Consider the following 14,400-nt stretch of genomic DNA (forward strand, 5'->3'; position numbering starts at 1 on the left):
GATGCCCAGCAAATACTTAATTTACGCAAGCAAACCACTTTTCGTAGTCCATTTAGCCAAGCTCTTTCTTGATGGATTCTATCTCCTCTTTTGTGGGCTTTCGAGGGAAGTTATACATAGGGCCCAAGGGCGATTCGTTATAAAAGGGCCTGTTGCAATTAGGGCATCCTGACGTCATGAAGGGGATGCCGCTGTCCGCGGCAAGCTCAAGCGTAGCGCCGTCAACGCCAAAATCATTTAAGCATCCGCCTTGAAATTTCATGTTATCTGCTCTTGTAATGCCGCTTGCTATGAGGTGGCGTGCCATCTGGATTTTTCTGTAGCTAGAAACTTTAGGCCTCGGCCATTTTTCAAGTGGGGTTCCCTTGACGGGCGTAAAGGCAAAAAGCCCTACCGTTATACCACGGTCGTAAAGCATCTGAATTGTCCTTATCATCTCTTCTTCACTTTCTCCCAAGCCGACTACGAGGTGGGTTGTCGCCCTGCCGATAAGCTTTTTCGTCTCCTCAAGGGCCTTTAAGTGAGTCTCCCAGCGGTAGGGAGATTTTGCTCCTTTGCCCTTTATTTTCTCGAAAAGTTCGGGTGTAGCGGCGTCTAAGGCGATCCCTATGCGCTCTGCTCCTGCATCTGTCAGCCTTTTTACGTCCTTTGGCGAGATCGGATGGCACGCGACGGAAAGGGGAAGATCGCAGGCTTTCTTTATCGTCGAAACTATTTCGATAAGGTCATCTGCGACACTGGGGTAATTTACGGACTGAAGACATACCCTTTTGAAAGCATGGGTTGATTTCTGCAGCGCTTCGATGACGTTGTCCAGCGAAAACCTTGGCCACTCCACTCTGGAAAGCATCTCGCCGTCGGCGAGGCTTTCTCTTGCCTGAGGGCAAAACATGCAGTTGGCAAGACACTTGCTTTCACTGTAAACCAGCAGATGGGCCGTGGTGGGGACAACTTCAATTTTAACCTTGCAAAAGCCTAAAATAGCAGCGGTGCCCAGTGCAACCCTTACATATTTGACCAACTTTTACCCTCCTATCTCCATTGGGACGGCACAGCAGAGGTCTATTTTTTGAAGTTTTAAACCCATATTTCGAGCCGCTTCCAAAGTTTCTTTTTTCGGCACCACGATCCCGTTTACGCCCTCCTTGAGGGCCCGAAGCTCGTATTCTGTTTGCCGGGGCCTCATGCAGCCGAGAAAAATGTTTGTCTCTTTCATTTTGCTACGGGCGTAGGATATTACGTCTTCGACTTCATCGGCCGACGGAGGGTTTACTGCCTCGAAGGCCGTACCGCCTGTGGGTATCAACACCAAAAAAACAAGGGTGCTTACTTTCCTTGAGCATGCTATTTCAACGGCCCTTTTTTCACCTTTGAGGCGCCCCCCGTGGAGGCCAATCGTTATATGGGGCACCACGCAGGAGACATTTTCAAGCAAATAGTCCAAGGTGCTAACGTAATCATCGACAGATTTGTCAAGACCTATGACTTCCCTTATCGTTTCGTCATCGCCTATCAAGTCAAAGGAAACGACGTCGACGCCGGCTCGACCAAGGCTTTGGGCAAGACCTTCGGGAACGAGCCCGCAGTGGACGTTTATCGCCAGCTTTGTATCGCCCTTGATGCGTGCCAATGTGTCGACGAAGCCCTCCAAAGGCACCCACCCCTTTTCGTTGTAACCGCCGCTTACAAGCACTCCCTTGTATCCTTTTTTGTCGAATTCGTGGCACTTTCGGTAAAAGGTTGCGGGATCACTACAGGGGATCATATGTTCGAGGTAGTGACGATTGCAGTGTTTGCAGTGCATGGCGCAAGCTTTTCCTGTTATCGAAAGGGAGGGAAATAATGGTTTTGGGTAGAAGGCATAAAAATTATTTTTATTGTCGGCTGTCGTTTCGTATTCTTTCATTCCGCCTGCACCTTTACCGCTTCATGAGCCATTCTTTTGAGGCGTATTTTGCCTTTAGCTCTTCCGCTAAGTTTATTTCCTCAGACGTCAAGTCGCCTTCCTCGAAAGATGCGCCCAAGGAATCGGCAAAGCCTGCGCACATTGCATCTTTTACCTCCTCAAAGCTCGGGCGCTTTTTTAGATCTCGTGCAAGTGACGTTACCCGCTCGTAAACGGATGCGATGAACTTGTCCGAGATCTTCTCCGGGCTTACCTTTAACAACTCGAACATCAATCGGATGTCAGGGTCAACAAGTATCGTGCCGTGCTGCAGGACGCTTCCCCACTTTCTTGTCTGTGCGCTGCCTGAGATTTTTTTGCCGCCCACCTCGACGTCGTTTAACGGAGCAAAGCGAGCTTCAAGGCCCAAGCGTTCAAAGCCCTTGATCAGCCCACCACAGATCACCCTGAAGGACTCCATGATGTCGCGGGGCAAATCCTCCTGCCTGCAGACGACGCTGTAGGTAAGCTCGCCGTCGTGATCGTGAAACACGGCACCCCCGCCGCTTAAACGCCTAACGACGGCTACGCCGTATTTGGCTGCGGCCTGCAGGTCGACCTCGCGCTCCAGGCTTTGGAAATACCCGAGCGAAACGGTCGAGGGCTGCCACCTCCAAAATCGCAAAGTATTAGGAGACCTCCCTTCTGAGTTAAGTTTTAAAATGGCCTCGTCAATGGCCATGCTGTAGAAGGGATCGTCTACCCTTAAAGGAATAACCCTCCAGCCCTCCATGATTTACCTCCTAACGGCCCTCATTATGGCCTCGACGAAGCAGTCGGGCGTAAGCATTGGCGCTTGGATCTGCCTTTGTTCGTAAAACTCCCTTATAAGCTTGGATAACTCTTCCCTCTCTGCCTTGGCGCCGATCAACAGCTGCTCAAGGTCGTCAAGCGCTTCTTCAGGATACATGAAGAAATCACCGCTTATGTTGATATCCGATATGACGGTCCCGTCAAGCTCGAGCGAAACCTTTATAATTCCCTTTGGCGCCTTGAACTCTCCATAGGGCATCTGCGCACCCTCTCATAAATATTTTTAATTGCCATAGACGATGTTTATTATAACATTCATCTTGAAACAGACATCCTGGGGTCGGATACAATACCTGGTAGGGTTGACAAATATACCCTATAGGCTATATAATTCACATTAAGTTGTGGCAGATTTAACAAAGTTTTTTCGAAGGGCTTGGGGTAATGAACGCATTCTTATATTGCCGAACCGGCAAAACCTTTAGGACATTGGCTAAGCATCATGACGTTTAGGGAGGGTAACTTTGTATGAAGAAGGTTGAATATGTCGTCGGATTTTTGGCAGCCTTATGCATTGTAGTCGGAGGCAAGATGTTTTTAAGCAGTAATGACCTTTATTTCAGACTGTTGATAGGGATGGGGTTGGGATACACATTATCGAGGGCGTATACAGGCTTTGCCGGCAGCGTATACAGGGCGTATAAAACCGGGTCTACCAAGCTGATGAGAACGATGACGTTCATGTTTTTTATTACGGGCTTGTTGATGGCAGCCTTTTTGTACGGATCGGATCCTGCTTCTTACAATCTTTGGATTAATCCTATAAATATGGGGTTAATTATTGGCGCCTTTCTCTTCGGATTTGGAATGTCCTTTTCCGAATGCTGTGCAACAGGAGTACTTACAATATTTCCCTCTGCTCTTCCAAAGGCCATCATTACGCTCTTCTTCTTCGGCGTAGGTGTTTTCCTCGGTTTTCCCATACAAAGAACCGCAAGCTGGGTCAATGATTCCTGGTTTTCGACGGAGGTTGGCAGTAAGCTTGCGGGGGGAGTTTTTCTACCCGATCTTTTCAAGGGCGACGGTTTCGGGGGTTATTTGGGAGCTATTTTGCTAATGGCCTTATTCAGCGGGATTGTGGTATATCTTTGTTATTTGTACGAAAAGCAAAGGATTGAAACCAATACATACACAGGCGTTCCTCTTGAAATCATGCAGGACCAACTTAAACCGATGGACGTAAAGACTTTCAAGCTTTTTAGCGCCCAGACATACGAGCATCTCTTCGTAAAACCCTGGACGTTAAGGGAAGGCGCTGTCGTGCTGGCCCTGCTTTTTATGCTCCTGATGGGCGTGACCAAGGCCGGTTGGGGTGCATCTACTCCTTACGGAATATGGGTAGGTAAATTGTTCATGTTATTTGGCATGTCGCCCGAGTCTATCGCCAATTTCACCCATATGTCCGCCGATACCTTCACTTTGCCCTTCTTTAAGCACGGCGCTTCGGTACAGAACTTCGGGATTATCGTAGGAGCCTTGATATATTTGCTAACAGCGGGGCAATTCGCGCAAGCGTTTAAGTCAGGATTGCGCATGAAAAAGAAAGAGGCTGCAGTATTTGCGCTAGGCGGTATTTGCATGGGATTTGGTACTCGCCTTGCTAATGGATGTAACGTAGGGGCGTTGTATAGCCCTATTGCCAATCTTTCGCTATCGGGATGGATATTTCTGGTTTTCATGGTAATAGGAGGCATCTTGAGCTGTAAGATCAGGAGCAAGATATTGGGGTAACTAACGCCTACGAGCAGGAATTTAAAATATTTTAAACTACTGGGAGGTAAGTATTAATGGAAAAAAAGATTTTAATAATCGGCGGAGTGGCCGGCGGGGCTTCCGCTGCGGCAAGAATAAGGAGATTAGACGAGTTTGCCAGGATCGTTATTTTTGAGAAGGGACCACATGTTTCATTCTCAAACTGCAGTCTGCCCTATCGCCTCAGCGATACCGTTAAAAAAACCGAAGATCTCATTTTAATGTCTCCGGAAAAGTTTTTAAAGCAATATAACATCGAAGCAAGGGTTAACAGTGAAGTAATAAAAATCAAAAGAAACGAGAAAAAGATCTTGGTAAAGGATCACGCCAGCGGTAGAGAATACGAAGAAAGTTACGATAAATTGATCCTCTCTCCCGGCGCACATCCCATCTTGCCGAAAAGCATCGAAGGAGTTGATAAAGAACACGTATTTACAGCTAGGAACGTGGTAGATATCGATCGGCTCTATACGTATCTCAAAAAGAACAACATCGAAGACGTCGCCGTAGTAGGCGGTGGTTATATAGGGCTGGAAATAGCGGACAACTTGCATAGGGCAGGCAAAAAAGTCTCCATAATAGAAGCCACCGAACAAGTAATGGCACCTTTCGATAACGACATGGCTCAGATACTTCATAAAGAAATATACGACAAAGGCGTCAATCTCATCTTAAACGATGCCGTAGTGAAGATAGACAACGATCACCTAGTCCTGAAATCCGGGAGAAAAGTCAACGCCAAGGCCGTGGTCATGGCTGTCGGCGTCGCACCCGATATAGCTCTCGCCAAGGACGCAGGGCTTGAAATTGGCACTACAGGCGCGATCAAGGTCGACCATAACTATTTGACAAGCGATAAAGATATATACGCCATAGGCGACGCCATTGAAGTATACTCCCGCTTAGAACACAAGTACTTCAGATGCGCTCTGGCCGGACCGGCACAAAGGCAGGCAAGGGCTGCAGCCGATCACATTTACGGCATCCCCCACAGAAATAACGGACATATATGCACCTCTGTCGTCAAGCTTTTCGATCTGAACGCCGCATTGACGGGATTGAACGAAAAGCGGGCGAAGGCTGCCGGGATTTCCTACGATTTCGTTTACATTATCCCCTTTGATAAGGTAAGTCTTATGCCTGACTGCAATATAATGCATTTTAAGTTAATATACGAGTACCCAACGGGAAGAATACTGGGTGCCCAGGCCATAGGTAAGGGAAACGTGGATAAGAGGATAGATATAATTGCCACGTTGATATTGATGAACGGCACCTTGGAGGACCTAAAGGAGTTAGAACTGTCCTACGCCCCTCCTTTTAGCACTCCAAAAGACGTGGTCAATCACGCCGCACTGGTCGGCTTAAACCTCTTAAACGGCAGGTACAAGCAAGTTCCCGTCACGAAGGTAAGGGAATTGGTGGAAAACAATGCCTTTATCGTCGACGTCCGCGAGAAGGAGGAATACAATAAAGGACACCTCATAAATGCCATCAACATTCCTTTAAGCGAGCTGAGATCAAGGGTAAATGAAATACCCAAAGACAGGCCCGTTTATTTGCACTGCCGTTCTGGCCAGAGAAGCTATTACGCCGTGATGGCCCTGCAGGGTATGGGATATACAAACGTCTATAATATCTCCGGTTCGTTCCTCGGCATTTGCTGCTACGAGTACTATCAAGATCAAGTGACGGGAAGAAAGAAGATCGTTACAGAATATAACTTTAATTAGACTGCATATAGATTATAAAGGGAGGGCAAAACGCTCTCCCTTTTTTTCATCTTATTATTAACCACGACTTTAAAACTCTACACCCCGGCTGCGCCTGAAGTTGTCTATGAGCTTTCGGGCTATGCTTACTCCCGGCGGAAGATCGGGCATTTCGTCGGGAGAAAACCAGCCCGCATCCAATATCTCCCGGCCGTCCGGCTTGAGTTCGCCCGATGCCCATTTGGCCGTAAACCCCACCATTATCGAGTGAGGAAAGGGCCAGGGCTGGCTTCCGAAATATTTGATGTCCTTTACCTCTATGGAGACTTCCTCCCTGACTTCGCGCCTGACGGCGTCCTCGAAGCTCTCGCCGGGCTCCACGAAACCTGCAATGACGCTGTATCGCTTTGGAGGAAAGCTGGCGTTTCTGGCAAGCAGTATTTTGCCCTCCCTTTCCACCGCTACTATCACTGCAGGGCTTACGGGAGGATAGAAAACGGAACCGCAGGTTGGGCAAATTTTACTGTTGTCCACCGATGAGGGTTCCAATGTATCGCCGCAGGACATGCAAAAGCGGTATCGCCCCACCCAGTTCATAAGCTGAAATGCCCTTGCCGCTGCGTAAAAGGCCTCCTCCCCCAGGATGCTGCCGACGTCCCGAAGCCCTAAAGCGACCATGCCTTCGGGAATTGAAGCTTCCGGCGACATCTCAGCCCAATATTGCCTCGGGTTTTCGTCTCTGCCTGCGTCTCCTATGGCGATGACTCCTTTACTAACGATCTTGTCGGCCAGGCATTCTACATCACGCGAAGTCGGCAACCTCATCTTGGAGGCATGACACAACAGCAACTTGTGGTCCTTAAATAGGTACCAGATTTCTTCCAACGCATTTCCACCTGCTTTTTAAAATTATCCAAACTGCCTTATTTATTTTATACCAAAATTATGAAATTTTATGCTCTCTGCGGGCTTATAGGCTTTCAAGCACCTTTTCGTGAATTTTGAGATCTCTGTCGCTGTGAAGGACAAACCTGATTTTATGGACGTGCTTGAGCGAGGGGATGGTCTCTTTGACGGTCCTTAGCGCCACTTCCGCAGCCTCTTGGACGGGATAGCCGAAAACGCCTGTGGATATAGCCGGAAAGGCGATGGAGTCTATTTCGTGTTCATCTGCAAGCTTGAGGGCATTTCGATAGCAATCTGAAAGCAGCCTGTCTTCGGGTTTATCTACGCCGTAGCGAGGTCCCAGACAGTGGATAACGTATTTGTTGGGAAGATTATGCCCGCCTGTGATGACGGCCTGGCCCGGCTTTATGGGCGCCAGAGGTCGACACTCCTTATCGAGCTCAGGCCCTGCAGCGCGATGTATCGCTCCTGCCACTCCCCCGCCGGGCTTAAGCCAAGCATTGGCAGCGTTTACAACCGCTGTCACATCGGGCTGTCTTGTTATATCTCCCTGTACACACTCTATGGTCACTCCTGAAATCTTCTTTTCCATGCCGTCTCCTCCTTTCCTAAAAGATTACTGCTAACCTATATTAAAATAGCTTATTTTTGCTCCTTCAGGCAACCTCCTGATAACTTTAGCCATTGCCAAGCCCCCTTTGCCCTTTATCTTTCTTGGAAGGTCAAACCCTCTACGTCTCCGGTCAATGACGCCGGTCGGTAATGACCAGCGTCATTGTATTATTTATTTAAAATCCGAAGTAATTTCTAAACGTCCGCTTCATCAACTCTACGTCGGAATCTACTCCGAACCACAGCTTAAAGGCAGCAGCCGCCTGGTATACGAGCATGCCGTCTCCGCTTAAGGTCTTGCAGCCTGCCTTTTTGGCATCAGCCAGCAGCTTAGTCTCGGGCGGGTTGTAGACGACGTCGCAGACGAACTGCCCCGGGCGGAAGCTGTCGGGCAATACCAGCGACTGACCCTCCGCTTCGCCTTTCATGCCAACCTTCGTGGCGTTGATGACAATATCTGCCTCGGCGATGCCCTCAGGCGGCACCGGCTTATTGTTAAGGGGCCTCCACTCGCATTTTCCGGGAAAGAACTTCTCTACTCTTTCCACCAGCGACATGGCCCTGGTTTGGCTGTTGTTGTAGACGATCACCTTTGAAATCCCTGCGTTTAGGAAGGCGAATACCACGGCCTTGGCAGCTCCTCCGGCACCTATCAAAAGAAGGGTCTTTCCTTCGGGGCTTACGTTAAACTCCTCGATGAAGGAATTGAGAAACCCCATGCCGTCGGTGTTGTAGCCGATCAATCCCTTTGCGGTAGTAACGACGGTGTTGACCGCCCCGCACTGCTCGGCGCTTTTGTCCAAGCCATCCAGAAGCTCTATGACCTTTTCCTTGTATGGCATGGTGACGTTTGCGCCTATTACGTTAAATATGTGCATTGTCTTTAATGCCTTGGACAGATCCTCAAAGCACTGTATCTCAAGTGGGTAATACAAGTTGTTCATCTTTTTTGACTCAAATACCGTATTGTGAAGCAGGGGCGACAAAGTCTGCTTTAGCGGATTGCCGTAAAGCGCTATAAACCTTGTGTCTGCATTTGGACAAAACATCTTTACCCCTCCCATTTAATTTAAGTCCGATTACTACTTTTTCAGTTCAGGATCGTAAAATTCGCCAAAAAGCTCCTCATCCGACGGGCGATCCTTGGGGATGGAAAAACCGGCTATGTTTGCCAGTTTTTGAGGAGGAATGTTAAAGGTCACGTCTCTGTACTACGATCTGCTCGGCCATCTCGCCCGCAGAGGCCGAAGATGTGTTCGACGCCCTTTTTCTCAAGGAAATTCACTATCTGATAAGCCACAAGGTCCTTCATTGCTTTACCTCCTTGAAATAACTTGAAATAAAAACCCAATTACGGTAAATTTTGTCTAATTCGCCCTATGTTTATATTCTTGTTCTTTACTCATTCAGGTAAAGGGAATAAAGCAGCTTGTAAACTTCCCTTAACTCGCCTGCCGGTATCTGTCCCGGGGCAGATGAGGCTACACCTACCGCAAAGGTCAGATCCGAACCGAAGAGCCAGCCTGCGATCCTCGTGATGGAACCAAGTGCCCCCATGGACATGGTTATCAAGGGAATATCGGGAAACTCACGCCTGGCCATCAGCGTCGCTGACATAAGGATCAGCACGTCTTCCATGGACTGGGGCATTACGGCGACCTTGGCGACGTCTCCGCCAAAGGCGATCTCCTTGGCTATGGTCGCAAAGATGACTTCTTTGGGAGGGGTTTTCTTGAAATCGTGAAAGGAGACAATTACATAAACGTCACGGGGTGAGGCAATTTGCTTTAAATTCTTGATTTCTTCGTAGCCGCTTATAAGCTCGATGTCAACGAGGTCAACCAGTTTCTCTTCTATCGCACCTTTATAGAGGGCGTTTCTCGATTCCGCCGATACTTCCTGAAATCCGCCCTCAAGGTGGCTCCTGCACGTCAAAAGCAAGGGTATATCGGTCAATTTTCGTATATCGCCAAGGACTTTCATGGAAGTTTGTTTGTCTGTTATGAAGTTCCAGGCGTCAACCCTAAGCTCGATTACGTCCGGAGAGCCTGAAATCGCCTTCTTGGCCTCCTCTAAAGCTGCCTCGGGTGTTTTCCCCACCAGGGGAAAGCAAATCAGTGGCTTGTCTCCTCCAAGTTTCTTTCCCCTAACGACGATCGGCTTAGCTGCCTTCAGTCTCACGGATTTGTCCTCCTTTTTCGTATTTAGACATATTTGCATCAAATTTTTGCCTTTTCGATACCCTAATCTTTGCCTCCCGACATTGCGGCTTCCAGGTCTTTTGAATAACCCAATTGATAGGAAATTTCGCTTGCTGCGTTCATAATCGCCTCTATCACCTGGGGAGTTATTTCAAAACGAGAGACGGGACCGCTGGCGCTTAAGGAGGCAAGTATCTTTCCTTCTTCGTCGAAGACTGGCGCAGCAACTGCTACAACCTCGATATCTCTCTCGCCGAAACTTACTGCATATCCCTGCCTTCTAATTTTGGCAAGTTCCTCTTTAAAGAGAGTGACATCAGAGATTGTGTTTTTGGTCAAAGGTTTAAGTCGCGTATGGGAGATCAGCCTATCAACGAAATCCTCAGGTTGCCAGGCGACCAACACCTTCCCGGCAGCTCCGCAATATGAAGGGATCTTCTGGCCAAGGCGGACCACCTGTCTTACCAGGTGAATGCCTTCCGCCTGCTCAATACAGACGCGATCAAAACCGTCTAAAACGTAAAGGTTTACGGTCTCCTCCGTAAGATCGCGGAGCCGCTCCATTATGGGAGGGGCAACGTAATTAATGTTCATCGTGTTAGCCGCTATCGCTCCAAGGTGAAAGAGCTTCACGCTGAGACGATATTTGCCGCTCTTCGGGTCCTGGCAGACATAACCTTCATCCTGGAGGACTTGAAGCAGCCAGTGGACCGAGCTTCTCGGTAGCCCTAGCTTCTTTGCGATTTCGCTCACTCCAAGAAAGGACTCCTCCAAAGAAAAGGCAGAAAGCACCTTTAAAGCTCGTCGAATTGATGTGCCCTTTTCCCTTTCAGCCATCTGCAATGCACTCCCTTAAATGAGTTAGCTTTAGTGAAGCTCCTTCTTTGCCTTTTCCAAACCGTCACGGCCCTGATACCTCAGCGCAATCTCTTCTTCAGTGAGATAGCGCGACTCCAAGTGTGTTCAGTAATATTGAACAATGTTTTACATTGTTGTAACCTAATTGTATTCTATCAAAATATTTTTCTCTGTCAAGCATCTTTTTCAAAACATGTCACTTGCCTATCAAAATAAAGCGATATGAGGTATATCGACGGTATTTTTATAGGAGATACAAAAAAGACGGAGACCTAGTTAGCGGTCAGGTCAACTTTTTTTTCGGGATGACCGACCGGGAAACCGTGTCTCCGTCTTTTTGCTTAAACGCCGAGACTTTAACGGCAGTTATTTAACTGCAAACCAATTTTTTACTTTCTTAATGTGATCTTAAAACCGCCCTCGGGCATCTCGTCGTATTGGGCGGTCCAGCCCTGGCTTTTTGCGTAGCGGGTGACGTTCATCACGGAAGTCATCGTGTCGACCAACACATAAATTTCACTGCATGCTGATCTTTCGATGGCCTTTTTCGTCTCGACTACCGGCTGAGGGCAGGAAAGCCCTCTAGCATCTACAGTTATGGATTCAGCCATAATTTTCACCTCTTTAGTCTTTATATCTTTTCTCGCATCAGAAAGCCGACGCTAAGGCAAAACATTATTCCTATTATCGTCGCTGCCGGTCCGAATGCGCCCGGGCCCGTGCCTGAGCTGGCAAGGCTAAAGTTATGCGCTGTGGCAGCGCCAAAAAGCATTCCCAGTATGAAGACGGCAGCGTCTCCGTCCCCTTCTCCGCTCATGATAAACTGTCTTCCCGGGCATCCACCCGCAAGGGTGAAGGCAAGGCCCGACAGCACCATCCCTAAGGCGTTCCACAGTACGTTCGTGTGGGCAATGGGCTGCCCTTCAAAGCCGAGCTTGAATTGACCGAGAAGCAGATTGGTGACGAAAGCAGCGATGACAAAAGCTATTATCCCGTTGAAGAGGTGAAAATCCTTGAACATTATGAGGTCGCGCAAGGCCCCGACGGTGCAAAAACGGCTTCGTTGGGCCAACCACCCGATCAAAAGCCCCGCGGCAAGCGACAAAGCGACGGGTGCTGCCATGGAGCCGGGGCCTTTTTCGGAAAAAAATATAGCAGACGAGCCCTCGGGACCGAAGCTTGGACGCAAGAGGACAAAGGCGATGAGCGTTATCGCCGCAAGGGGCATGATATAACCCAGGGGTTTTTTCGCCGGATAATTCCTGCCCAGGCTAAAACCTCGCCACAGAAAGGCGATCCCTATGGCCACGCCAACTGTCAGTCCAAGGATGCCGGGGATGGCGTTTAAATCTCCGGCGCTCAAACGAATGTAAGCCCGCCACGGACACCCCAGAAAAACCAAGGCCCCGATCATGGCGAAAAAGCCGAGGAAAAAGCGAACGATCGGGGAAGAACCAGTCCTGGGCTTATATTCCCTGAAAATTAAGGAAGAAATGAAGGAGCCCAATATGAAGCCGGCAAGCTCTGGCCGAATATATTGCACAACGGCTCCCCTGTGAAGCCCCAAAGCTCCGGCGATATCCCTAGTGAAACAGGCTACGCAAATCCCCATATTGCCGGGATTGCCCCAAAAGGTAAGGAGAGGTGCCAAAATTCCGACGGCGATTCCCGTCAGAATCGGGCCTTTGCGAGACATAAGTGCACGATTTAATGCTTGAAACATCTTTCAAACCACCTTTCCGGAAGCTTAAATTTTCTAGTAGAAAGCAAAGCACATCTCCACCGTCAATGCACCCCTTATGCGTGCTTAGAGGCGCTTCAAAACTTCCGAAAAAAGGCGGGCAAAATAATCGAGGAAGATCCGGAACGAGTCAAAACTTTAGAGGGTTGGGCCACGTTCGCCCCTCGATCGACCGAAAATCATTGCCCCGGGAGCCAAAATTGAAGCGCCAAAGCAAAAAAGCCTTCGGGTGCATGAATGCGGAACCCGCATCCTTCCCGGGCCTCATCGGCGATCGATGACAGACAACATGGACAAACCCTCCTTTCGCACAAATTTTTGGTAAAATTCCAAGAGCATAATATCACAAAAAAGGGAGTTTAAGTCAATTTCATAAATTGTCTAAATATATCGAGATTATCTAAATTATCCGACGTATCAAAGGTTGGGATCCGCACAAAACCAAAATACTCCTCTTTGCCCTTGCAAAAATACAGAACAGGGTTTTATATTGTTTGGGTAACCTAATTAGGAGGTGTTGTCCATGAAATTAATTGCCGTAAACGGAAGCCCAAGGAAAAAGTGGAACACCGCAACTTTGCTCGAGCACGCCCTAAAAGGAGCAGAATCGGCAGGAGCCGAGACGAAGCTGGTGCATCTTTACGATCTCGATTACAAGGGCTGCATAAGCTGCTTTGCCTGTAAGTTAAAAGGCGGGAAAAGCTTTGGAAAGTGTGCCGTAAATGACGATTTGGCTCCCCTTCTAGAGGAGATACGAACTGTTGATGTCATGATCTTGGGATCTCCCATTTACTTTGGAGACGTCACGGGAGAGATGAGGTCTTTCCTGGAAAGGCTCTTTTTCCAATTTCCCATCTACGAGCCCGACGCTGTGGTCCGGCAGCCTAAAAAGGTCCGCACTGCATGGGTCTATACGATGAACGTGACGGAAGAGCTCGCAAAACAGATGGGTTACGACCGAATGTTTCGTAACAACGCAGCACTTCTTGAAAGGTTTTTCGGCCCCTGCGAGTCGCTTATATGCTACGACACGCTGCAGTTCGACGACTACTCCAAGTACGCTGCCAGGCGCTTTGACCCCGTTGCCAAAAAGAGGCGCCACGAAGAGGTATTCCCCAAAGACTGCAAGCGTGCTTACGAGCTGGGCGTGAGGCTGGTAAAGTAATTTTTAGAGGTCTATCCAGAGCCGTTTAACTCTGAGAGAAGCATTTTCGTAGAACTTTCATTTGTTTTCAGTGTATAGCTGTCAAGGGACAGGGAAAATGTCATCCCTCCTTTGCTGCCGTTGTAACTGGGTGAATTTGTTCCCTGGGGTTTGGCTTGTTGCCGTACCACCTCCTCCGAGGAGCAGCGAAACCGCTTCCGTAGCCTCGGCTGCGACCTGATGCGGGTATGGGAAGGCTCCACCACCAAAGACCGTGACAGAAAGGAACTGCTCCGTACTCTGTTGGAGGAAGTCAACATCACCTTAGGCAAGGGCAACTCCCAGGTGCATCTCATTATGCGCTGGCGAGGAAGAGCCGTCTCGGAGCTTGACCTCCCCATCAAGCGGCACCACCAGGCATCGATTTGCACTGACGAAATACTGTCGAGCTTGTCCGTCGTCTGGATGTTCATTACCCCAATGGCGTCATCGCAGGCAAATGGCAAAAAACAAATCGAAAAACAACGCCCCGGGAAACTTTTTTCATCTTTTTTGGTTTTCAAAGAAATCTAGGCTACCAGCTTTGCCACACTATGTCGAATATCCGGTTAGGCGCGTAATACGATGCATCCTCAGCTGCAGCCCCCTTAAGGTTATCCTCCGATAAGGCGTGAGATGTAAGCATCAATGCGGGGATTTTACTCTTTTTGGCGATT

General features: G+C 48.7%; 15 protein-coding genes. 4 read left to right on the forward strand and 11 right to left on the reverse strand.

Annotation, left to right across the window (positions count from 1 at the left end):
* Nucleotides 1–52 precede the first annotated feature (52 nt).
* The 4 genes from BLU12_RS04995 to BLU12_RS05010 are packed head-to-tail and all read right to left on the reverse strand — an operon-like array spanning nt 53 to nt 2,957.
* Complete coding sequence (locus tag BLU12_RS04995; RefSeq protein ID WP_091461014.1) at nt 53–1,021, reverse strand: radical SAM protein; 969 nt, start codon at nt 1,019–1,021, stop codon at nt 53–55.
* Between the two features lie 3 nt (nt 1,022–1,024).
* The gene (locus BLU12_RS05000) at nt 1,025–1,906 is read right to left on the reverse strand and encodes a radical SAM protein (protein WP_091461016.1); all 882 of its coding nucleotides are present in this window, start codon (nt 1,904–1,906) and stop codon (nt 1,025–1,027) included.
* A 13-nt stretch (nt 1,907–1,919) separates the two neighbouring features.
* Complete coding sequence (locus BLU12_RS05005) at nt 1,920–2,678, reverse strand: lipoate--protein ligase family protein (protein ID WP_091461018.1); 759 nt, start codon at nt 2,676–2,678, stop codon at nt 1,920–1,922.
* Between the two features lie 3 nt (nt 2,679–2,681).
* The gene (locus BLU12_RS05010; protein WP_091461020.1) at nt 2,682–2,957 is read right to left on the reverse strand and encodes a lipoate protein ligase C-terminal domain-containing protein; all 276 of its coding nucleotides are present in this window, start codon (nt 2,955–2,957) and stop codon (nt 2,682–2,684) included.
* Nucleotides 2,958–3,226: 269 nt separating this feature from the next.
* Between BLU12_RS05010 and BLU12_RS05015 the strand changes: the two genes are divergently transcribed.
* Both BLU12_RS05015 and BLU12_RS05020 read left to right on the forward strand, forming a co-directional pair.
* A complete protein-coding gene (locus BLU12_RS05015) occupies nt 3,227–4,489 on the forward strand; it encodes a YeeE/YedE family protein (protein ID WP_091461022.1) in 1,263 nt (420 codons plus the stop codon).
* Between the two features lie 56 nt (nt 4,490–4,545).
* Nucleotides 4,546–6,243 (forward strand): FAD-dependent oxidoreductase, encoded by a 1,698-nt coding sequence (locus BLU12_RS05020; RefSeq protein WP_091461024.1) that lies wholly within the window; start codon nt 4,546–4,548, stop codon nt 6,241–6,243.
* Nucleotides 6,244–6,312: 69 nt separating this feature from the next.
* Here the strand turns inward: BLU12_RS05020 and nudC are convergent, their stop codons facing one another.
* The 7 genes from nudC to yedE all read right to left on the reverse strand — a co-directional run bounded on the left by nudC (nt 6,313) and on the right by yedE (nt 12,522).
* Complete coding sequence (gene nudC / locus BLU12_RS05025) at nt 6,313–7,107, reverse strand: NAD(+) diphosphatase (protein WP_234945473.1); 795 nt, start codon at nt 7,105–7,107, stop codon at nt 6,313–6,315.
* Between the two features lie 85 nt (nt 7,108–7,192).
* Entirely contained in the window at nt 7,193–7,720 is a 528-nt protein-coding gene (locus BLU12_RS05030; protein WP_091461025.1) for a macro domain-containing protein, read from the reverse strand.
* A gap of 196 nt (nt 7,721–7,916) precedes the next feature.
* Complete coding sequence (aroE, locus tag BLU12_RS05035; protein ID WP_091461027.1) at nt 7,917–8,789, reverse strand: shikimate dehydrogenase; 873 nt, start codon at nt 8,787–8,789, stop codon at nt 7,917–7,919.
* A gap of 349 nt (nt 8,790–9,138) precedes the next feature.
* Nucleotides 9,139–9,921, reverse strand: a complete 783-nt coding sequence (aroD, locus tag BLU12_RS05040; RefSeq protein ID WP_091461029.1) for a type I 3-dehydroquinate dehydratase — start codon at nt 9,919–9,921, stop codon at nt 9,139–9,141.
* Nucleotides 9,922–9,983: 62 nt separating this feature from the next.
* Nucleotides 9,984–10,778, reverse strand: a complete 795-nt coding sequence (locus BLU12_RS05045; RefSeq protein WP_091461030.1) for an IclR family transcriptional regulator — start codon at nt 10,776–10,778, stop codon at nt 9,984–9,986.
* Between the two features lie 410 nt (nt 10,779–11,188).
* Nucleotides 11,189–11,410 (reverse strand): sulfurtransferase TusA family protein, encoded by a 222-nt coding sequence (locus BLU12_RS05050; protein WP_091461032.1) that lies wholly within the window; start codon nt 11,408–11,410, stop codon nt 11,189–11,191.
* Between the two features lie 20 nt (nt 11,411–11,430).
* Entirely contained in the window at nt 11,431–12,522 is a 1,092-nt protein-coding gene (gene yedE / locus BLU12_RS05055) for a YedE family putative selenium transporter (RefSeq protein ID WP_091461034.1), read from the reverse strand.
* A gap of 541 nt (nt 12,523–13,063) precedes the next feature.
* On the opposite strand from yedE, the gene BLU12_RS05060 reads away from it, so the two are divergent.
* Together BLU12_RS05060 and BLU12_RS05065 are read left to right on the forward strand one after the other, a co-directional pair.
* Nucleotides 13,064–13,705, forward strand: coding sequence for a flavodoxin family protein (locus tag BLU12_RS05060; RefSeq protein WP_091461036.1), 642 nt, complete (start codon nt 13,064–13,066; stop codon nt 13,703–13,705).
* A gap of 219 nt (nt 13,706–13,924) precedes the next feature.
* The gene (locus tag BLU12_RS05065) at nt 13,925–14,257 is read left to right on the forward strand and encodes a hypothetical protein (RefSeq protein ID WP_091461038.1); all 333 of its coding nucleotides are present in this window, start codon (nt 13,925–13,927) and stop codon (nt 14,255–14,257) included.
* Nucleotides 14,258–14,400 lie beyond the last annotated feature (143 nt).

Origin of the sequence: Acetomicrobium thermoterrenum DSM 13490 (assembly GCF_900107215.1) — a bacterium.
Classification (GTDB): Bacteria; Synergistota; Synergistia; order Synergistales; family Acetomicrobiaceae; genus Acetomicrobium; species Acetomicrobium thermoterrenum.